We start from the raw sequence: 20,882 nt of genomic DNA, 5'->3' as shown, positions 1-20,882 counted from the left end.
TACAGGTAAACAAATGGCTCCATTCTTGCTTGCATTACTTCCCATCCTGTTAATCCTGGTGTTGATGCTGGGTTTGCGTTGGAGTGCTGTGCGAGCCAGCCTGGCGGGCTATCTTGCAGCCTTGTTAATCTCCGTGCTGTATTTCAAGGCAGGCGTTCGCTTGTTGGAGTATGCCCATCTCAAGGCGCTAATGTCCAGCCTGGACGTTTTACTGATCATCTGGGCAGCCTTCTTGTTTTACAGGGTGACAGATGAAGCGGGAGCAGTAAAGCAGATCGGGGAAGCTTTGCCGCACCTCACCGCAGACAGAGGAATGCAAGCGTTGGTGATCGGTTGGGGATTCGCGGCTTTCCTGCAGGGGGTGGGAGGCTTCGGTGTTCCTGTAGCTGTAGTTGCTCCTATCCTTTTGGGTTTGGGTTTTCCGCCGATTGCGGCCATCATCGTCCCTTCGGTCGGCAGCGGTTGGGCGGTGACATTTGGATCATTGGGCTCAGCATTCCAGGCTTTGCTTTCCACAACGGGATTATCCAGCATTGAGCTAGCCTTCCCGAGCGCCTTGTTCCTGGGTATTGCTGCCATGATCACCGGGATTCTTGTACTTCATTGTACAGTGGGATGGAAGCCGATGCTGCGGCTTGTTCCGATAGCCATCCTGCTCGGGATCGTGATGGGGGGCGTCCAGCTTTTTATTGCCACCTATGGGCCTTGGAATACGGCTTCGTTCATAGGTGGTATGGCGGGCCTGTTGGTGAGTTTTGGCCTGGCTAGGTTACATCGTGGAACCCAAAGCAACGCCGGCAACCTGGGATTAAAAAGCCTGGGGGTGGCCGTATCAGGCTATGCCATTTTGGTGATGATCACTGCCATCATCCTGCTTATTCCTGCGGTCAAGGGTCTGCTGGGAGGGGTTGTGATCAGGGTGTCGAACCCAGAACTTAGCACAGGGTTGGGCCATATTCATCAGACAGGTGGCAAATCCATATCCTTGCTCAATCATGCTGGGGCGATCTTATTCTATGCTGCCCTGCTGGTTTACTTGATTTACAAGATAGCGGGCAGGTATCAGCCAGGAGCGTTTCGCTCTATTCTTAAAGGCACGGTGAAGCGGGTTTGGTCACCCAGCTTGAGTATCCTCCTGATGCTGTGTATGGCTACTGTCATGGAGTTCAGCGGGATGACGGATGCCCTGGCGCGTGGCTTGGCTGACCTGGCGGGAGGTCTGTTCCCGTTTGTGGCTCCGTGGATCGGCGCGCTGGGTGCCTTTATGACTGGCAGTAACACCAACTCGAATGTGGTTTTTGCTCTATTGCAGCTGCGGACAGCCCAACTGCTGGGCTACAGCGCCGTCATCATCCTGGCTGGGCAGACTGCTGGAGCAGGTTTAGCCAGCGTGGTGGCACCCGCCAAGATTGTAGTCGGAACAAGCACAGCTGACCTGGCAGGCAGAGAAGGCGAGGTGATGCGCATGATGCTACCTTATATCATCATCCTGGTGCTGCTGACCAGCCTGCTGACTTCGATTGGTGTGTTGATAGGTACGTGATCGATTATATGATGATAAACTTTGACCGAGGAATGATCCGTAATGAATAGCTCTAGTGTACCCATCAATCTGCCATTGAGGAAAGACCGCGCCAAAGACGATGCCTGGATCAAGGCAACATTACAACGCCTGCCATTCGGAATGTTGGCTACCGAAATGGACAGGCAGCCCTTTATCAAACCAACGAACTTTGTATATGATGAAAGTGAGCACTCCATATATATCCACGGGGCGTTAGTGGGTCGCATGCGTACCAATATTGAGCGTAACCCACGCATAAGCTTTTGCGTGGCGGAGATGGGACGCCTGCTACCAGCTGATACTGCCATGGAGGTAGGGGTAGAGTATGCCAGCGTAGTGATCTATGGCAAGATTGAGATAGTTACGGATGCTGAACAAGCAGTACATGGTTTACAGCTGCTGTTGGATCGTTATTTTCCGCATCTAAAACCAGGGGTCGATTACCGCGAGATCCTTCCCCAAGAAGTAGATATCACTTCAGTTTACCGGATCAGGATTGACTCGTGGAGCGGTAAGGAAGATCAAGCCCAGCCCGATTTTCCAAATGCATTTTATTTTCAAGCTAGATAGAAAAGTGAAACAATGCAAGTAGATCTCACTTGGGCAAGGTATCTGACAACCTATGGATATTGCTTCCATCTTTGAAGTGATTTTCGGATATAAACCAACCGTTACAGTCCGTGCACCTGGGCGGGTGAATCTCCTGGGTGAGCACGTCGACTATAACGAGGGGGTGGTGTTGCCGGCAGCGATCGACCGGCGGGTGAGCCTGGCAGCAGCACCTGCTGCCAGCAGTCTTGTGACGTTACATGCCCATGATCTAAAGCGGCAGGTCGCTTTCAGCTTACGCGAGCTTGACCAGAAGATCGATAGCACGGGCCAGCCACTACCCGGTTGGGCGCGTTACCCGGCTGGAGTGGCTTGGGCTTTGCAAGAAGCTGGGTATGCATTGACAGGGATGAATGCAATTTATTCTTCAGATATCCCCATTGGAGCTGGCTTAAGTAGCTCAGCAGCAGTAGAGGTAGCATTTGCCACCACCTGGCAGGCACTATCTGGTTGGAATGTGGATAAGCTTGCCCTGGCTAGATTGTGCCAACGGGCCGAAAATGAGTATGTGGGGGTATCGTCAGGCTTGATGGATCAATTTGCCAGTGTCTGTGGGGTGGAGGGGCATGTGCTCCGTTTTGATACACGCAACCTGGACTGGGAATCACTCAGGTTGCCATCTGGTACTGCCATTGTTATTGCCGATTCAGGTATCCGACGCAGCTTGACGAATTCTGGTTACAATGACCGCCGGGCGGCATGTGAGCAGGCTGTGCAGCTGCTTCAAAAATACCTGCCGCGTATCACGTCCTTACGCGATGTATCTTCCGTAGAACTGGCTGCATATTCCACTTTACTGCCCCCAGTGGTTGAAATGCGTGCTGAACACGTGGTCAAAGAAATCCATCGTGTGGAGCAGGCGATCATTGCTCTTGGTCGGGGTGACATTCAGATGTTTGGTGGGTTCATGTTTGCCAGTCACAAGAGCCTGCGGGATCTGTACCAGGTCAGCTTGCCTGAGTTGGATTGCTTAGTGGAGATTGCCCGTGGTTTGCCCGGGATTTATGGGGCACGCCTGACCGGGGCGGGGTTCGGGGGTTGTACGGTGAACCTGGTGGACGAAATCAACGCTCCAGCTTTCATTCAGGGATTGGTTGAAGGATATTGTAAAAAGATGGGCAGGACAGCCAGCGTGTATCTGTGCCAGGCCAGCCGAGGCGCGGAAGCCAGGTGGGAAAATAGTTAGCGATGGATTATTCAAAGATAACTGACAACCTGTACATCGGCACAACGCCGAAGACGGGCGATTATGCTGCGCTGCATGATCTGGGTGTCAACCTGGTGATCAACATGCGCATTGGGCTGCCACCCAGCCACGACCCACGTACCCCTCCGATGCGAAGTGTATGGCTGCCAGTGATCGATTCGCCTATCTTTCCCATCCCTGTATGTTTGCTCAAGAAAGGCGTGCTCGAGGCCTTGATAGTGATCGACGATGGAGGGGTGGTTTATACGCACTGCGCGAAAGGCAGGCACCGCGGACCCGCCATGGGGGCGTGTATTTTAATCGCCCAGGGGATGTCTCCAAACGAGGCCATGCGGCTGATCAAAGAGCAAAGGCCGATATCCGACCTTAAAATGTGGTACATCTATCGGCGGATCATTAAGTTTAGTAAATCCTGGGAGAATTCAAAGTAACATGCTGGCGCTCGTTGGCAGTGGCGAATATTTACCCCCCATGGAGCCAGTGGACCGCTACCTGCTGGGTCAGCTGAAAACTGCACCTAACGTGATCTGCCTTCCTACCGCAGCTGGGACAGAAGGCAGTGAACGCATCAACTACTGGATGAAGCTGGGAAAGGTACACTTTTCACGGCTGGGTGCGCAGGTGGATTCTCTACCTGTGATTGACCCTCCCAGCGCCAATGATGCCCGGTTCGCTGAGCAGATCAGGCAGGCGAACTTTGTTTATTTATCGGGTGGAAAACCAGATTACTTATACCGCACGCTGGTACATAGCCTGGTGTGGGAGGCGGTCTTGAAAATATTGAAACAAGGTGGGGTGGTAGCGGGGTGTAGCGCCGGGGCGATGATCATGGGCGAGCACATGCCTGGTTTTCCCGGTTTAAAGCCTGCCTTTGGGCTGCTCTCGGGCATGGTCATTATGCCCCATTTCGATGAGATACCGGTTGCCATGATCAATTTATTACAACTGCTCGTGCGCGATCAACAGACGTTGTTGGGTATTGAAGGTAATACTGCCCTGGTTGTTAGTGAGGAGGGCTATCAGGTGGTAGGCAGCGGGGGAGTAGTGGTGTGGAATAAGAAGGAGAAGATGCGGTACACCCAGGGACAGCAATTGAAGTTGCCTCAACCTGATAGGTAACCAGTGTCAGGCGAGCCATCTATCTTCCCGGTCTGCGTTCTCCATTTGCAGCCGAGCCAGGGACGTCAGCTCTGATTCAACTTTCCGGGGTCTTCCAATAGGTCTGTGAAAAGCAAGTTTCCCTTCTCCACGGTAGGCCTGGCACCATTTCTCGATGCGTGCAGCCTTACGGATCTATAGCTGCTCGGCTATTTGGGAATAGCATAGCCCTTCTCGTTTACGCAGATGAACTTCTTGTAGCTAAATCTCCAGGTTGTAATGTGTCATTCCTTTAGTTCCAGACATAGAAAAGCACCTCATGCTATTATTTTTGCATGAGGTGCTTTCTTTTATTTGTCTTCTTTTCAGGGTTCAGTTCACCTGCGTTGTATTTTATTAACCATAAATGTGGATTACTTGACTTAGATTGAAACTGACAAAATTACAGGTTGATTACTTCCTGTACCTGCACTTTCAGCTTCTCCAGACCATTCTTAGTCTCATCCAATTTGGATTGAACTTGCTCCAGCTTACCCTGCTCGGCGCGCACAAAGCGTGAGTAGGGGGCAATGGCATCTTGGATATTTAGTATCCCGCGCTCCATCTCTCGTTCGAACTGGGTTCGTAATGACTGGGTGAGCTGCTGGCGCAGATCGGCGATCTTCTGGCGCAGCTCCACCTTGGCTTGGCGTTTTTTGGCTGGAATGATGAACAGTCCTAACAACGCAATCACACTGGCCAGCAGGATTCCCGTGGCATCTGCAGCTGCCGTGGTAGCCAGGACGGCTATTAGTGCGCCTAAGCCGATGGCACCCACCTCGGTAGCTGCCAGGGCAGCCACAGCAGTTTGGGCTCCTTCTGCCATAAGACGGGCTTCAACCTCGCGGTCATAACCTTCCACCACGCGCTGGGCTTCACGTCCCACCCCTTCGATCAGCTTCTCCCGATCATAGTGAAAGCTGCCTCCCGCGGCATCACCGATGATGCGTTCTTCGTGTTCCCGACGGCGGTCAGCGATATGCTCCATCACTGCCTGCCACTGGCGCAGGTTAGCCTCTACCAACCAATCAATCATCTCGTTGACCTTGGTTTCAATTTTTTGCGGTACGTCTGCAACCACACGCTGCTCGAACTCCTTTTGGATGCGGCTCTTGTTCAGCAGATCGAGCACGCGCGGCAGGCGCAGGGTCTCGTCGAAATAATCCTGGCCGCGTTGCTCCATCTCGTAAAGCACGTTATCGATGTCTGACATGCGGAACCCAAAGTTATGCCGCATATCTTGCTGGTATACGTTCAATTGTGCGTCCACATCCGATAGGGTGGCAAAATCAGTTTTCAGCAATCCCAGACGGGCATTGGTGACCTCCAGATATTTATTCACCAGGTGGGTGGCAACGCCTAAGGGGTTCATGAACTTCAACGACAGGCGTCCTTTCTCATCCAGGGTGATTTGAATATACTGCTCCAGTGTTTCAAACTGGCTGGATTGCCAGAGAGCAGGCTCACCCAGCTTAGCGCGTAGCGCCAGGCGGGAGCTCACCGGAAATATCTCAGGAGTGATGCCAAGCAGTGAGCGGGAATTATCACTGATATAAGATACCACTTGCTGCTGTTCCTCGGCGCTCTGAAATAGATCAATCTTGTTCAATACGATGACTACCTTTTTCCCCCAGTCACGGATATTTTCCAGGAATGACCGCTCGCTTTCCGTGAAAGGTCGATCTGCAGAGGTGACGAACAATACCAGGTCGGAGCGCGGCACGAATTGTTGGGTGATAGATTCATGTTGCCGGATAATGGCATTGGTACCAGGGGTATCCACGATGTTCAGCTCTGCTAGAAGCTCTACAGGGGCTGTGAGGGTATGCAGATTTTCGTTCTCAACGTGTCTTTCAATGGTTTGCCCAAATTGTAAGACGTTAATCTGGGTAGTGGTGGGTGTGACACCCTCTTTGAGGATATTTTGACCTAACAAGGCATTGATGAATGCGCTCTTCCCAGAGTTGAATTCTCCGACGACCACGAGCAAGAACAGTTCATCCAGCTGGCGGATTGAATCAGCTAGAGTTTTATGATCTTCGGAAGTAGCACCGAATTGCACCAGTGATGACCTCAGGTCATTCAATACATTGCGGGAATCTTTTAACAGGTTTTCCTGGGCATCATTCAAAATTCGCATAAGCTGGCTCTCCTGGAGTTGATTATAGCGTTAAAAGAAACGCGGCGCATGAACGGTTGTCAGATCAATCCGTCATACGCCGCGAAATTCGTTGTCGACGCACGGTCGACTAATATTTATGCCCCTCAGACGCTACCAGTACTGCAACTTGAGCTCGAGGCGCCTCCAAACGAGAATGAGCTGCCTCCGGCGAATTTTGACGCAAATGTTGAGATTTGCTTGGTGATGTTCTGGCTGTGGCAGGATGGGCAGATGACTTCCGAAATTTTATTACTGTTAAGCACCAGTTCTTCAAATGGCTTGCCGCAGTCGGCACAAACGAACTCGAATATAGGCATTCTTTTCTCCTAGAGCATATTTGTCTAAATAAATTTATAAAATACTTTAGAACGTTATTTTGATGCAATTGCAACCAAAAAGTTGCATGGCAATCACAGAATTATCAGACCTTTATCGAGAGACCAATAAAGGAAGAGGCCTGGGATTTACCAGGCCTCTGAATTGATTATGGTGCGAAAGTAACTTCAGTCGTCATACCCCAGCGGAATTGCGGGTCTGGATTCTCGACCAGCAGGCGTACCTTGTACAAGACATCTCCCGCCTGAAGGTTGAACATGTTGGCAATCTCAGTCACCTTGCCGTTAAATTTCTGGTCAGGCAACGCGTCAGGAGCTAAAGATGCTGACTTACCAACCGAGATATTCACAACTTCCTGCTCGGTCAAGTCATTAGTTTCCACATACCATTCCCTATAATCCGCCAGTAAAACTGCCCAAGTTCCAGTGCCGACCAGCTGCCCAGGGTCGACATTCACATCCACTACAGTGCCGGTAAACGGGGCTTTTAAGTCAAGGTTATCGAGCACATATTGAGCAGCGGCCAGGTGCGCCTGCGCTGTGTCCAGGTTCATTTGAGCGATCTTGAGCTGGTCTGGGTCCGGACCCTGGCGGGTGGCATCATAATCACTTTGGGCTTTGACTTGCAGAGCCTGGGCAAGCTGCAGATTGGCCTGGGCACGGTCGTGGTCGATGACCAGCTGGTCACGCGCATGCACTGCACTATCATACTCTTCCTGAGCCTTTTTTAGATCATCTTCGGCTGCTTTGCGGGTTGGGTTGTCCTTTTCCAGGTTAGCGTATTTATCAAACTCTGTCTGTGCGTCATCCAGGGCGGTCTTTTTATCAGCGACTTCGATGTTGGCATCATCGATCTTCTTCTGATATGCATCAGTGTCTATAGCGCTCCAAGCTGTCTCTGCTTGAATCAGTTGCTCCTTCGCATTCAACAAGGTCAGCCAGGTATTGGAGGAGGTGATGTTGGCGTTCTTATTGAGACTATCCAAAGCCTGCTGTGCATTTTCCACTTCCAATTCAGCAGCCGTAACGTTTGCCTGGTACTGCTCACGGTCACCCATGATAGCCAACACCTGACCGGCAGAGACCTTATCGCCCTGACTCACTGCGACACTGGAAATGTGACCTCCCGCGGGAAATGACAGATACATAGTTTGCTTAGGGACAAGGTTACCCTGGCTGATCACCGAACCACTGCTTTCAACAGTTGGAACAGGCGTACTCTCAGGTGTGCTCTGCACCTTCAAAGCACTACAGCTGCTCAAAAAAAGGGCTGTGAGCACGAAAATGGTCAATAATTTCGAGTGATTTTTCATATTCCACCTCTTATTCATAGTTGCTATTCATATGCCAAAACCTCACGGATGGTCAGCCGGGCCGCATTTCGGGCAGGCAGCACACTGGCCACTGCTGAAAGGATCAGCACCAAGCCAAGCCAGATGAGAAATCCGTATGGGTTCAGCATGAATTTGCTTGGAGAGTTAAAAATTGCTAAGCTGATGATGCGATTAAGCAGAAGGGTGATTGGGAACGAGGCAATGGCTGCCAGAAACCAGCTGATCACACCGATAATCATCCCTTCCACCATAACAGTGCGCATAATTTGCTTATCGGTTGCCCCGATGGCGCGCATCACGCCGATTTCGCGCGTCCGTTCCATGACATTCATACCCATGGTGCCAGTCAGACCGATACTGCCAACCGCCGCAGTGAGCAAGGCCATGACTAAAAGGAAATTGATCAGAATTGCCAAACTCTCTGAGGCAGTCTTTAATGTTGATAAGCCTGCCTGGGTATCACTGACATGATAACCAAGTTTACGCAGGTTGGTGTCGATGGTCGAGCTCATCTGCTCCTGGTAAGCCAGGGTATGCTGGTCGGTGACCACGCGGTATGAAAATGACTGGTTCGGTAGATTGATCAGCCGTGAGACATACTCATACGTGGCATAAGCGATGATCTGGTCGCGGCTCAGGAAGCGAAAGATGCCTACAACAGTCCATTCATCTTCCTGTCCATTGATCTTGAGTTTAAGCTGGTCACCTGGCTTTATATCAGGGTAAATGGTCCAGATAGCTTCACTGACGGTGATGGCGGTCGTATCACCAGGTTGCAGCCAGCGGCCTTCTAGCATGATGGGTGCGATCAGCTTGCTATCCGCTGGAGGTGCCAGGATGGTCAAATAATCAGCAACAGTTTCATCCTGACGGATAATATCCGCAGAGGCGAACGACCAACCTTCCACAGCTTTCACATGTGGGATGTTCATCACCACCTGCTTGATCTCATCCAGGCGATAAGGACGGTCAAAGTTCAACGTCACATCGGCGATGAAATATTTTTCTGTCATAAGGATGAAATCATTCAAAGAAAGCTGGACGTTAAAGACGCCGATAAAGATGGCTCCACCGATGGTCAGGGTGAAAAGGGTGAGGAGCAGGCGACGTTTCCGTCGGAATGTGTTTCGCAGTGAGATCAGGAGCGGTCGGGAAAGCCACTTTACACGGCTACCCAGACGTTCCAACCATCCAGGGGAAGATTTCCCACCGTTTAAAGCAGTCCCATTGATGGCTGCCTGAACTTTTACGCGAGAGCCATTGATGATGGGAATGAATCCAGCGGCCAGGGGTACCAGAATGGCAACAATAATCTGAAGAAGATACGCTAAAGGAACAATTCGGTAACCCTGCAGGTTAAAATTCATCTTACTGGCCACATAATCTGAGAGCAAATAGGCTGCCTGCCCACCGGTTGGTAGAGCAATTAACAACGCGATTATTCCAAAGAACAGGATCAGCACCATGTACATGCCAAAAATCTGCTGGCTGCGTGCCCCGATCAGTTTCATCACCCCAATGTGGGGAAGATGTTGGGTGAGCAATGAATTTAACGTGTTTGCAATCAGCGAGCTGCTGAGGAATACAATGAGAATGCCCAGTGCCATCAAGATGCCCAATATGGCCTGGACAGTCGATGCCATGGGGTGTTTGTTGGTTTGGTTTAGCTGAGTACGCAGGATCTGCACGTCACTCTTATCCAGCTTATCTGCCACGGTGGCTGAAACCTCCCGAATGTGATCAAGGTCGTTGGAATCGCCATTGACGGTGGCAAACAAGCGGTTATACGTGGTCGGCTGACCCAACCAGGGGAGTGTATCGATGGTGATATAACTGAGCGGTGGTGAAAGGAAATCGCCTGCTGCAGTGGTTTGGTCTTGCACGATACCAGCCACGCTCATGGATTTTATTCTGCCGTTGGGTAGCTGGAATTCCAGTACATCACCGACTTTGACCGAGAGCTCATCCAGAACCTGGCTTTCTAACAGCACCTGCTTATTTTCAGGAATGGGATTACCCTGAACAGGAACCAGTAAATTGATGTTAGTATCTGAAAAATCTTTGATCGCCACCAGATCGATATTGTGCCAATCGCTACCTGGGAGCCTGACACTGGCAGAAAAGATATGGCGGCCCTCAGCTTCCTTCACACCTTCAAGAGTTTTAATCGAATCCAACAAGTTATCGTCGTACGGATCGGTATGCAAGACGATATTGGCAGGATTGGCTGAAGCATAACTTGCTCCCATATCCTGGGAGATGATCTCATATGTCCCTGCAATCATGCCTATTGAGAATACACCTATGGCAATAGATGCCACCACCAGAAGGGTGCGCATCTTGTTATCCCACAAATCAGAAAATACCTTACGCCAGCGCGGTCTCATCAGGTTACCACCACCGGATTTTCTTGTCCACTGAGCGGTTCTGCGCCAGGCGGGCTTGTACAATACGAGAAAGCGCTTCTTGAGTCATGGGGGAGCCAACCACCATCTCGGCGAAATCCTTATGTGGCAGAGCCACAAGCTCAACCGGGTTATCAGGTGCGGCGCGTACGCTAGCAAGACAGTCGCCGCCATAGATTAATTCAATCTCGCCAAAAAATTCACCTGGACCCAGCTCGGCCAGGGTGATATCTGGCCGATTAGAGTTTTCCAGTACCACCTCGACTCGTCCACGTACGATTATGAAGAAATTTTCTACATTCTGACCTTTGTGGAGAATCATCCCACCTGGAGGAACCTCCATGGATTTAACCAGGTGAGTGACCTTAAGCATCTGAGAGTGGCTAAGCAGGGGTAGGGCCAGGGCAACTGATTCGTTGATAATTTCGCCATCTGAGATGATCAGCGTGCGATAAGTACGCTTGGTGATAGACGGGTCATGCGTGACCAGGATAATTGTCTTGCCCTGTTCCACCAACTGGTTGAACAGGCTGATAATCGTGTCTGAGGAGCGCGAATCCAGGTTACCGGTAGGCTCGTCAGCCACGATAATAGGGGGGTCAGTTGCCATGGCACGGGCAATAGCAGCGGTTTGTTGCTGCCCACTGGAAACAGCTGCTGGGAGTTTGTAGGCTTGCTGTTCGAGGCCGACCATTTTTAGTAATTGTATAGCGCGCTCAGGGCGCTCTGCTAGAGGAAATACATTACAGTAATCCATTGGCAGCATGGTATTCTCTAACAAGGTAAGCATTGGCATGAGCTGAAAAAACTGGAAGACGATCCCCAGGTTGGTACCACGCCACAAAGCACGTTCACTTTCGGTCATCTTGTAAAGATTAACCCCATTGACCATTACTTCACCACTGGTGGGGTGATCAATACCAGTGATCATATTAAGCAATGTAGACTTACCACTGCCCGATTTACCGACGATTGCAACAAACTCGCTGGTAGGTATATCAACATTCACACTGCGCAGGGCTATGTATTCACCTGCTGAGGTTTTATACCGCTTAACCACCTGGCGTAATGAAATTAGAGAAGGGGTGTGTGGACTGTTCACCGTTTCTCCTGGAAGGCAAGCATGTGGAGCCCAGAATCAGCCTCGACCTGTCCATCAGAGAGAAGTACACGGCGGGTGAAGCGCGGACCGAGGTTATTGTCGTGAGTCACCATAATGATGGTGCGTCCCTCGGCGATCAGCATTTCAAAGATCTGGAAAATAGTCTCTGCGGTCAAGGTGTCTAGGCTGCCAGTGGGTTCGTCAGCGACAATAACAGGAGGATCATTGACCAGGGCCCGCGCGATTGCCACACGTTGTTTCTGACCACCCGATATATATGCTGGCAGTTTGCTGGCATGCTCCTCTAGCTCCACCAGCTTTAGCAGCTGGAAGGCGCGTTCTTTGCTCACCCGCGGCTGATAATTACCCGAGAAATCTACTGGCAGCATGATGTTTTCAACCAAGCTGAGCATCGGCAACAGCTGGAAGGATTGATGAATGATACCTATGTTACGGCCACGCCAGAGTGCCAGGGAATTTTCACTCAGGTTGTGGATCGAGGTGCTTTTCCCGTCCGGAGGAATAAAAATTACCTCACCTGAGGTGATCTCATCCGCCCCGGTGATCATATTCAGTAGGGTAGTCTTACCCGCACCCGACTTTCCAATCACCCCAACGAATTCACCCGAGTGGATATCAGCGGTGATGCCTTTTAGCGCGGTGAAATCACCAGCCGCCGTCTTATAAACTTTGACCACGTCGCGCAGCTGGATAAGCAGCCGATGATTGTTGGCCAAGCCAACCGAAGAGCCAGTAAGTAAGGTATCCATCAAATCAAATAGCTAAAAAATTGTTCCCGGACTGAGAGCGCATGATTTTATCACGGATAATTATCGGCAATCCTTATTCTTTCATTAAGAAGGAATGCTAATCACTGCTGCATCAGAACCGGGTGGATGTTTTTTTTCTCCTTTGCCACAGCTGCCTCGGGGTATTCGCCCAACCTTGCTACATCAACGTTTTGCTGGAAAGTACACCTGACCCTCTCGCCCCAAGCCTGCGCCAGGACGGCTGAAGCCTGACCAGAACACATATGAAAGTGAAGGAGCGGGAAGCTACTCACACCGGAAGAGTTGCACATTTAATGCCCATACGCCAGATTATGTAACACTTCGGACTGAGGAAACTCTAATGTAATTAGAACAAACGTTCTGATATAATCAGGACATGGAAACAATAGCATATCCTGCTTATGACTATGACAGGTCTGCAGAAAGCGTTCTTCAGCTTTCCCCCCGCCAGCTACACCTGGTAATCGCACCACACCGGGCTCAACGCCAGCTGATGACCATCCTGACTGCCCGCCTGGCCGTTGCCAGCCCGGTGCGCCTGCTGGACGCAGGCAACTGCTTCGATGGTTATGGCCTGGCCCGCCAGCTACGCCAGCACACCCCCCGCTTCCAATCTGCCCTCGAGCGGGTGAGTGTGGCGCGTGCCTTCACTTGCTACCAGGTGGAAACCCTGCTCACCGAGACGGTGGCCAACACCGCACCCGTCCTGGTGCTCAACCTGCTGGATACATTCTATGATGAAAACGTCAAGCTGACCGAGCGCCTGCGCCTGCTGCAGGTGAGCCTGGGGGAGCTACGCCGCTTGAGCCGGGCCGCTTCGGTGGCCGTCAGCACCTGTATGCCCACTCGTGATCAGCCCGTTGAGCTGCTTGAGATGCTGAGCGCGGCTGCCGGGAAGGTATGGAGCTACGAGGAACCGCAGCCTGTCGAGCCATTGCGTTTGTTTTAAGGAGGTTTTCTTATGGGACGCACACTTCCATCTGTAACGCAAGTTTTTCTGAAGGAGCAGGAATCTTTCCTGCGTTTCCGGCGCGCCCTGCGCCGCAGTGACCAAAAAGCCCTGGATGACTTGTTTGCCGCTGCCCACAAGCACCTGGCGGCCGCGGCGTATGCCTCGCATGCCCTGCCTTTCGAGACTTTCCTGCTTGCCATGCTGCTGGAGGAGCACAAGCTGGTGCTGCGCATGCGCTACCTGCTTAACCCGGCAGAGGCGGCTGCCCTGGAGCAACTGGAGCAGGGTGATTCCACGGCCTACCTGGATGCCCTCACTGCCCAGGTGGAGGCCGAAAGCTCTACCTCACTTCCCGCCTCGGGTGGAGAGGAACCAGCTGGCGTGCCGCATGGTCCGGCGAAGCCAGAACCTCCTGCCGCGGCACCCGACCCCCCTGAGGCGGGGCCGACGCTGATGAACTTCCATGGCTGAGCTGACCGGCTGGCTGCTGGACCTGTTTGCCGATACGCAACCCGGGCTTGTGCTCTGGCTGATCGGCGAGGACGGACAGCGCTACCGCTTGACCCAAGATTTTCCCATCACCTTTTACGCGGCTGGTGAGCCGGCCCGCCTGCGCCAGCTGTGGCGCTTTCTGAAGGCCCAGCCTGAGAAGGTGAGGCTGAAGCGCAGCGAGCGGCGCGATATCTTCTCGCCGCAGCCGGTGCAGGTGCTAGAAGCCACTGTGCCTGATACGGCAACCCAACCCTACCTGTTCAACCGGGTGGCGCGTGAATTCCCCGAGCTGCCTTATTACGATGCTGACCTGCCCCTCACCACGCGCCATGCTGCTCTCTACAATACCTTCCCGCTGGTGCATTGCCGGGTGGAGGTGGACGAGAACGGGAAGGTGCAAACCATCCAGACGTTGGATACGCCCTGGGAGCTGGACCCACCTGCCCCACCTCTACGCCTGATGGCAATTGAGCCAGATATTGACCCGGCTCATGCTATTCCCAGAAATCTGTACGTACGGTCGCTGAGTGCTTCCTACCGCTTCAGCCTGCAACGTCCGCGGTCCTTGCTGGTCAATCTGCGCGCCATCCTGGAGCGCCAGGATCCTGACATCCTGATGACTGCCTGGGGCGACACATGGCTGCTCCCGTACCTGATTGACCTGTCGGAGCAGTGGCATATCCCGTTGCCCCTGAACCGTGAGCCCGGCAGGGAGGTGACCCGCAAGGAGGAACGCAGCTATATGGCATATGGGAGGGTGATCTACCGGGGTAAACAGGTGCACCTGTTCGGACGCTGGCATATCGATGGCTGCAATGCCATGCTGTTCCACGAATACGGTCTGGAAGGAGTGTATGAGCTGGCGCGCGTTACTGCTCTGGCAGGGCAGGTGGTGGCACGCGTTTCCCCGGGCAGCGGTATCTCTGCCATGCAAATGGTGACCGCCCTGCGCCTGGGCATCATGGTGCCCTGGCATAAGCAGCAGGCCGAGCGCCCCAAGAGTGCCATCGAGATGATGCAGGCGGACCAAGGGGGGTTAGTCTACCAACCGCTGATCGGCCTGCACCGCGACGTGGGGGAGGTGGACTTCATCTCGATGTACCCCAGCATCATGCGCCACTTCAATATCTCCCCTGAGACGGTGGCGGACCCCAATACTGTTGGCCGCGACCAATATGCCCGCCTGGAACGCGTTTCGGAGCTTGGCTTGTGGATAGACCAGGAGAACTCTGGACTGATCCCCCAAACGCTGGCGCCGCTCCTGGATAAGCGCCTGGAGCTCAAGCTGCGCCTGGCTGAGCTGCCTGCCTGGGACCCGCGTCGCACCACCTACCAGGCCCAGGCCACGGCTCATAAATGGCTGCTGGTGACATGCTTTGGCTACCTGGGTTATAAGAATGCCCGTTTTGGGCGCATCGAGGCACATGAGGCGGTAACCGCCTATGGGCGCGAGATGCTGCTGCGTGCCAAGGAGGCTGCTGAAGACCTGGGCTTTGTTGTGCTGCACATGTATGTGGACGGCCTGTGGGTGAAGAAGAAGGGCTGTGCCAAAGTGCCAGACTTCCAGCCCCTTCTGGATGAAATCACCAACCGTACCGGCCTGCCGATCGCCCTGGATGGTATTTACCGCTGGGTGGCTTTCCTGCCGTCGCGCCTGGATGAGCGCGTGCCGGTGCCCAACCGATACTTTGGTGTTTTCCAGGATGGCTCGTTGAAAATGCGTGGCATTGAAGTGCGGCGCCATGACACTCCTACCTGGGTATCGGATGTGCAAATGCAGATCCTCGATACCCTGGTGCATATACCTAATGTAGATGACCGCTCTGCATACCTGCCGAAAATCCTGAGCCTGATCCGCAGGGCCCTCACCCGCCTGCGTACCGGCAAGGTGCCGGTTGAAGACCTGCTGGTTTCTCTGACGTTGAGCCGCGAGCTTTCTGAATACCGCACTCCCTCGCCCGCAGCCCGGGCGGCGGCTCAGCTGGCAGCTATTGGGAAGGACTTGCGCCCCGGGCAGCGCGTACGCTTCGTATACACCATGGGTGAGCCGGGCGTGCATGCCTGGGACCTGCCTCAGCCTCCTGATGTACGCACGGTAGACCAGGAACGTTACAAGGTGCTTCTGCTGCGGGCTGCTGCTGCCATCATGCAACCGTTCGGTGTGCAGGAAGACGATTTGATCACCCAGGTTTTTTCGCATGCGCGAGATGTAACTTTTTTCTCCCATGTTTATCTAAATGTATGAACAACTTCGCTAGCATTGAATAAACTATTTATTTGGGTGTAAAAAGGAGAAAAAATGGGTTTCGCACGCTTTATGTCTTCGTTGGTTGGTCGTTTGTTGCGCATCGTGGCAGGGATTGCCCTGATCATTATCGGTCTGGCTGTGATTCACGGTACTGGAGGGATCATATTGGCAGTCATCGGTTTGGTGCCCCTGGTAGCAGGTTTGTTTAATTTTTGTGTATTTGCGCCTTTGTTTGGAGGGCCTTTCTTTGCACGTGACATTAAGTAACGTTAATCGGTTTTTGCAGAATGGGCAGTCAGAGCTGCCCATTTTTCATTAAAGTTGGTGTAAAATAGCACACCAGAAAGGAGGCAAATATGAAACTATACGTCGGTCAGGCAGCGCCTGATTTTTCTTTACCATCTCATTTGGATAAGGACGTCAAGCTGAGTGATTACCTCGGCAAGAATGTGGTTCTGGTGTTCTTTCCTTTGGCCTGGACGCCCATCTGAACGGGCCAAATCCCATCGTATGAGGCTGATAAAGCCAAGTTCGAGGGATTGGATGCCCAGGTTCTGGGCCTAAGTGTTGATCATGTTCCCTGCCTGAAAGCTTGGGCGGAATCTCTGGGTGGCATAAACTACCCATTAATGAGTGATTTCTGGCCGCACGGCAGGGTGGCAAAACTGTATGGGGTGTTCCGCGAGCCGGATGGTTATACCGAGCGAGCGATTTTCGTCATTGATAAGCGTGGATATATCCGCTACATCGATATCCATGATATTGACCATCAGCCCGACAATGATGTCGTGCTGGAAGTGCTGCGCCGTATAGACCCTGAAGCTGCTTTACGCAGTCCGGCACCTCCTCCGATAAATCCAGATGAGATCCGTTTGCCTCACGGGGGTGTGGTGATGTACTGTACGCGCTGGTGTCCTGGTTGCCGCCGGGCTCGTGCCTGGTTCCAGGCGAACAACGTGGAGTATACCGAGGTGGATATTGACGTCACCCCCGGTGCTGCTGACCAGGTAAAAAAGTGGGCGAACGGCACCCGCACAACCCCAAGCTTTGATATTGAAGGCACCATCCTGGTGGGCTTTGACGAGAAGAAGGTCGAAGCCGCCGTAAAGGAAAAAATCACAAAATAACCAATTGCCCGGAAGCATTACGCTTCCGGGTTTTTTATAGGTGAACGATGACAATAGAGTTTACCGTATCTGCATTACTCCCTGCTACATCAATGGAAATCTATCATGCCTGGTTGAGTTCGGATGGCCACTCAGCCATGACGGGCAGCCCGGCAACTGTCGCATCCAACGTGGGTGGTGAGTTCGATGCCTGGGATGGTTATATCCACGGGAAGACGCTGGAGCTTCTTCCTGGGAAGCACATTGTACAATTATGGCGAACCACTGAGTTTAGTCCCGATGAGCCTGATTCTCGCATTGAGATTACCTTGGTTGAGGAAGGTGACCAGACCAGGCTCACCCTGCGGCACACTGGCCTGCCACCTCATGGAAAACAGTATGAAGAAGGCTGGGTGGAATCGTATTTTGAGCCGATGAAGGAGTATTTCCTGTCAAAGAAGCAGTTATAACCCAATGAGTGATTGGTTAAAATTCATATAACCCGAGAAGATGCAGGTTACTTCGCGAGGTGCAGTTGAGCAGTCAAATGTCCCGCAGCCGGTTGGCGAGAAAAATAAACTCAAATTTAGTGGTAGACAGGCTAGCTAACTAAATCAGCTGGAGAGTATCTTCCCTGAACTTCGGGCAGCTTCGATCCCTATGCCGGGGGTGAACTTATAACCTGAACCCTCCAGAGCGGTTTCAATAGCGCTGATGGTGGCTAACACATCGCCTAGTGTGACCGCACCCATATGCCCGATGCGGAAATACTCACTGCGGATGCTCGGCAGCAGTCCACCGGCAAGAGTGACCCCAGCCGCCAGCACCTTGGCCAGGAATTCCTGTCCATTAACTCCGATCGGGTAGCGTGGAGCAGTGAGGGTATGGGCGGCAAATTCCGGTTGGAGAGGCACCTGAGTCAAGCCAAGTGCCTGGATGCCAGCCTTACAGGCATGGCTGATGGCGATATGCCGGGTGGATCGCCTGGACATCCCCTCAGCTAAAATTTGCTTCAAGCTGACCTGCATGGCAACTATCAGATTTACGGGCGGAGTGCCAAAATAACTGGGCTTACGGGCTTCATAGGCTTGCATGATGGGTAGCCAATTGGCCCAATCGGCATAGTAATTCAACACGGGGGTTGAGCGTTTTTGGAATCTCTCCAGGGCCTGTGTGCCAATCATCAATATTGCCAGGCCGGGCGGAACGCCGAGTGCCTTTTGCGAAGCAGTCAGAGCCAGGTCCACACCCCATTTGTCCATCATCAGCACTTCACCAGCCACTGAGCACACACCATCAACGACGACCAGGCAGCCGTACTGCTTCCCCAGCCTGGCCAACTGCTCTACTTCGGTAATCACCGCGGTGGAGGTATCTACATGCGTGATGGTCAGCAGCTTGTAGGCATCGGCATCAAGGGTGGATTTGACTTGCTCGAGGCTTGGGCGGCTTCCAGGAGGAGCAGTGACTCGCTGCACCTGAGCCCCATAACGCTGCAGGATAAGGGCAAAGCGCTCAGAGAAATAACCTGTGTCCACAACCAGTGCCTTATCCCCTGGCTCGATCAGGTTAGCGCCGGCACAGTCCATGGCTAGAGTGCCTGAGCCAGCTAATAGTAATGGTTGCCCAGACGGGCTTTCGAATACGCGGCGCAAGTCTTGCAGTACCTGGCTGAACGCTTCGATAAAATCAACAGCCAGATGACTTGTGGTAGGCTCGCCCATAGCCGCCAAGACAGCAGGTTCAAATTCCACTGGGCCTGGGATCATTAATAAGGATCTATTCTTCATGAGCTTGCTCCTCCAGAGAGTACCCTGATTCTTGTTCAATTACGATCAAGCCTTCATCAATAGAAACCATCCAGCCGGTCTTGAGCTCATGGATCGATAGCTGGTCAACGCAGGCAATTTCAGCAATAATGCAGCCTACTGCTGTGATGGTTTCGCATTCCGCGTTCAAGATGGCGATCGGGGCATGGCCATTATGTTTCAGTCGGTATAAGGTATAAGAGCCAACTGTAGATCCCTTACCAGTGGGGAAAACCAAAACCCTACCGGAGATGCATTGCCCTTCCAGGTCATGGCCGCGCTCAACCACCACCCCAGTCTCAGGGTCAACACCGCCGAAGAACGAGATAGCCTGGGAGGAGACCAAGAGACGGCCTCTTGCTTTGCCATTATAAATACTACGGCCATGATAGCTCATTTCAGTGCCAACCTGACTACTTCATCAAAGGGTAAGAACACTGTTTTGAACCTGTTCTTAGCAGAAGCATAGTAGCAGGCTTTGGCACTGTCAGTGGCCATTACCTTGAAGCGCTCACGGATGGGAGCGACCACACAACAGGTATCGGTGGCAAACCTGGCTCCAGTTGCTTCAATAATATTTGTATAACCTAGCTGATCCGCCTGTTGTTTAATCGGGCGGGCGGTGGTGATCCAGAATTCCTTTCTCACCAGCCGACCGTCGAGGAGCTGAGCAATGCGGGCGACCTCGCCCAGACTAAGATGTGGGCAGCCCAGGCTGATGAAGTCAACATCCTGCTGATCGGCATCATTGAGCATATCCCTGGCATTATCCAGGTCAGTTTGGATAATCCTGAGGGTGTTTTGGGAAGGCTTGTACAGGCCTGCTTCAGGCGTGATGCCTGCTATATGGAAGATGGCTGAACCTCCATAAGTGGCCAGGCTGGCACAGAAGGATTTTAGGTTTTCGAGGGTGGCAGATGGCACACCCTTGATAAACGGCACCTGCCGCAGTGCCTGGATTTTGTCGCCGATGACTTTACCCAATGCCCCAAAATCACTATTCTCCCGTAATTGGGCATCCACCTCAAAGCAAAGTTCAGGCTGACGGTTAATATCGAGGTGCAGCCCGTACTCGGGTGTGCGGCCGGTAAGGGCTGCCGCCAGGGCAGATGGACCGCCTTCCCGGTTGGTGCGAGCCCCGAGCACGGAGTTGGCATAGCAAACGGCTGAGGATTCAGACCAGGCCAGATGATCTCCGAGGCAGGGCAGGTTACCGATGAGATAGGGCGTGCAAGTACAGGTAGTTGCTATCTCCATTCGAGAAAAGGCCTCAATTACACGCAACTGTCGTTCGGCAAATTCAGCTGGAATCCCAAGGGCAGGCCAATTCTCAATGTCCATGCCTGCCGGGTTGAGGGTGGTCGGGATGCGGGCTTTACCACCACCATCCGCCAACCCTGAAAGGAACTGCAAGCCAGCCTCACCCAGGTTGTCGTAGCTTACCCCAGCTACCTGCACTGAGGTGATGGGGATCATGCGCTCCGCGCCGTATATGTTCCCGAGCGCCACCAGAATTTGCATGGCTTTTTGCACTGCCTTGCCATGCTTGCCGTCGAGCATCTGCGTTTCTTCAAGCGTTAGCTGCATATTTCCCTTTTTGAGGAGATCAATTCCTCACACCCACCATTCAT

The 20,882-nt window shown here is 52.7% G+C and carries 20 protein-coding genes and 1 pseudogene; 12 read left to right on the top strand and 9 right to left on the bottom strand.

Annotated elements, in window-relative coordinates:
* The first annotated feature begins 13 nt into the window (after positions 1-13).
* Genes C3F13_03850 through C3F13_03830 form a run of 5 tightly spaced genes read left to right on the top strand, consistent with a single transcriptional unit; the run spans position 14 to position 4,499 of the window.
* Entirely contained in the window at positions 14-1,543 is a 1,530-nt protein-coding gene (locus C3F13_03850; GenBank protein PWB55809.1) for an L-lactate permease, read from the top strand.
* 42 nt (positions 1,544-1,585) lie between these two features.
* Positions 1,586-2,134: a pyridoxamine 5'-phosphate oxidase family protein gene (locus C3F13_03845; protein ID PWB55808.1), complete on the top strand. Its 549-nt coding sequence runs from the start codon at positions 1,586-1,588 to the stop codon at positions 2,132-2,134.
* A gap of 52 nt (positions 2,135-2,186) precedes the next feature.
* Positions 2,187-3,359 (top strand): galactokinase, encoded by a 1,173-nt coding sequence (gene galK / locus C3F13_03840; GenBank protein ID PWB55807.1) that lies wholly within the window; start codon positions 2,187-2,189, stop codon positions 3,357-3,359.
* 2 nt (positions 3,360-3,361) lie between these two features.
* Positions 3,362-3,811 (top strand): hypothetical protein, encoded by a 450-nt coding sequence (locus C3F13_03835; protein ID PWB55806.1) that lies wholly within the window; start codon positions 3,362-3,364, stop codon positions 3,809-3,811.
* A 1-nt stretch (position 3,812) separates the two neighbouring features.
* Complete coding sequence (locus C3F13_03830) at positions 3,813-4,499, top strand: hypothetical protein (protein ID PWB55805.1); 687 nt, start codon at positions 3,813-3,815, stop codon at positions 4,497-4,499.
* A gap of 421 nt (positions 4,500-4,920) precedes the next feature.
* On the opposite strand, the gene C3F13_03825 is transcribed toward C3F13_03830, so the two are convergent.
* The 6 genes from C3F13_03825 to C3F13_03800 form a co-directional block, all read right to left on the bottom strand.
* The gene (locus tag C3F13_03825; GenBank protein PWB55804.1) at positions 4,921-6,657 is read right to left on the bottom strand and encodes a dynamin; all 1,737 of its coding nucleotides are present in this window, start codon (positions 6,655-6,657) and stop codon (positions 4,921-4,923) included.
* A 125-nt stretch (positions 6,658-6,782) separates the two neighbouring features.
* Positions 6,783-6,995, bottom strand: a complete 213-nt coding sequence (locus C3F13_03820; protein ID PWB55803.1) for a hypothetical protein — start codon at positions 6,993-6,995, stop codon at positions 6,783-6,785.
* Positions 6,996-7,162: 167 nt separating this feature from the next.
* A complete protein-coding gene (locus tag C3F13_03815) occupies positions 7,163-8,344 on the bottom strand; it encodes a hypothetical protein (protein PWB55802.1) in 1,182 nt (393 codons plus the stop codon).
* Positions 8,345-8,349: 5 nt separating this feature from the next.
* Positions 8,350-10,734, bottom strand: a complete 2,385-nt coding sequence (locus C3F13_03810; protein ID PWB55801.1) for an ABC transporter permease — start codon at positions 10,732-10,734, stop codon at positions 8,350-8,352.
* A 4-nt stretch (positions 10,735-10,738) separates the two neighbouring features.
* Complete coding sequence (locus C3F13_03805) at positions 10,739-11,854, bottom strand: cyclic nucleotide-binding protein (protein PWB55800.1); 1,116 nt, start codon at positions 11,852-11,854, stop codon at positions 10,739-10,741.
* Positions 11,851-12,624 carry an ABC transporter ATP-binding protein gene (locus C3F13_03800; GenBank protein PWB55799.1) on the bottom strand — a complete coding sequence of 258 codons (774 nt, stop codon included), beginning with the start codon at positions 12,622-12,624 and terminating at the stop codon, positions 11,851-11,853. The genes C3F13_03805 and C3F13_03800 overlap by 4 nt, the downstream gene beginning before the upstream one ends.
* 397 nt (positions 12,625-13,021) lie before the next feature.
* Between C3F13_03800 and C3F13_03795 the strand changes: the two genes are divergently transcribed.
* The 7 genes and pseudogenes from C3F13_03795 to C3F13_03765 all read left to right on the top strand — a co-directional run bounded on the left by C3F13_03795 (position 13,022) and on the right by C3F13_03765 (position 17,913).
* Entirely contained in the window at positions 13,022-13,594 is a 573-nt protein-coding gene (locus C3F13_03795) for a hypothetical protein (GenBank protein PWB55798.1), read from the top strand.
* 12 nt (positions 13,595-13,606) lie between these two features.
* Positions 13,607-14,068: a hypothetical protein gene (locus C3F13_03790; protein ID PWB55797.1), complete on the top strand. Its 462-nt coding sequence runs from the start codon at positions 13,607-13,609 to the stop codon at positions 14,066-14,068.
* On the top strand, positions 14,061-16,334 hold the full coding sequence (locus C3F13_03785) for a hypothetical protein (GenBank protein PWB55796.1): 2,274 nt from the start codon (positions 14,061-14,063) through the stop codon (positions 16,332-16,334). Before C3F13_03790 ends, C3F13_03785 begins: the two co-directional genes overlap by 8 nt.
* Positions 16,335-16,406: 72 nt before the next feature.
* A complete protein-coding gene (locus C3F13_03780; GenBank protein ID PWB55861.1) occupies positions 16,407-16,604 on the top strand; it encodes a DUF2892 domain-containing protein in 198 nt (65 codons plus the stop codon).
* A gap of 89 nt (positions 16,605-16,693) precedes the next feature.
* Positions 16,694-17,149 (top strand): annotated as a pseudogene (locus C3F13_03775) (peroxiredoxin).
* Between the two features lie 81 nt (positions 17,150-17,230).
* Entirely contained in the window at positions 17,231-17,464 is a 234-nt protein-coding gene (locus tag C3F13_03770) for an NrdH-redoxin (protein ID PWB55860.1), read from the top strand.
* A gap of 47 nt (positions 17,465-17,511) precedes the next feature.
* Positions 17,512-17,913 (top strand): hypothetical protein, encoded by a 402-nt coding sequence (locus tag C3F13_03765; protein PWB55795.1) that lies wholly within the window; start codon positions 17,512-17,514, stop codon positions 17,911-17,913.
* Between the two features lie 144 nt (positions 17,914-18,057).
* Here C3F13_03765 and C3F13_03760 read toward each other — a convergent pair whose 3' ends face one another.
* Genes C3F13_03760 through C3F13_03750 form a run of 3 tightly spaced genes read right to left on the bottom strand, consistent with a single transcriptional unit; the run spans position 18,058 to position 20,838 of the window.
* The gene (locus tag C3F13_03760; GenBank protein PWB55859.1) at positions 18,058-19,212 is read right to left on the bottom strand and encodes an alanine--glyoxylate aminotransferase family protein; all 1,155 of its coding nucleotides are present in this window, start codon (positions 19,210-19,212) and stop codon (positions 18,058-18,060) included.
* Positions 19,213-19,222: 10 nt separating this feature from the next.
* Positions 19,223-19,648 carry a hypothetical protein gene (locus C3F13_03755; GenBank protein ID PWB55794.1) on the bottom strand — a complete coding sequence of 142 codons (426 nt, stop codon included), beginning with the start codon at positions 19,646-19,648 and terminating at the stop codon, positions 19,223-19,225.
* Positions 19,645-20,838 carry a hypothetical protein gene (locus tag C3F13_03750; GenBank protein PWB55793.1) on the bottom strand — a complete coding sequence of 398 codons (1,194 nt, stop codon included), beginning with the start codon at positions 20,836-20,838 and terminating at the stop codon, positions 19,645-19,647. The genes C3F13_03755 and C3F13_03750 overlap by 4 nt, the downstream gene beginning before the upstream one ends.
* Between the last annotated feature and the right edge of the window lie 44 nt (positions 20,839-20,882).

Source organism: Anaerolineales bacterium (genome assembly GCA_003105035.1).
Classification (GTDB): domain Bacteria; phylum Chloroflexota; class Anaerolineae; order Anaerolineales; family UBA4823; genus FEB-25.
This window is presented reverse-complemented; position numbering and strand designations above follow the sequence as displayed.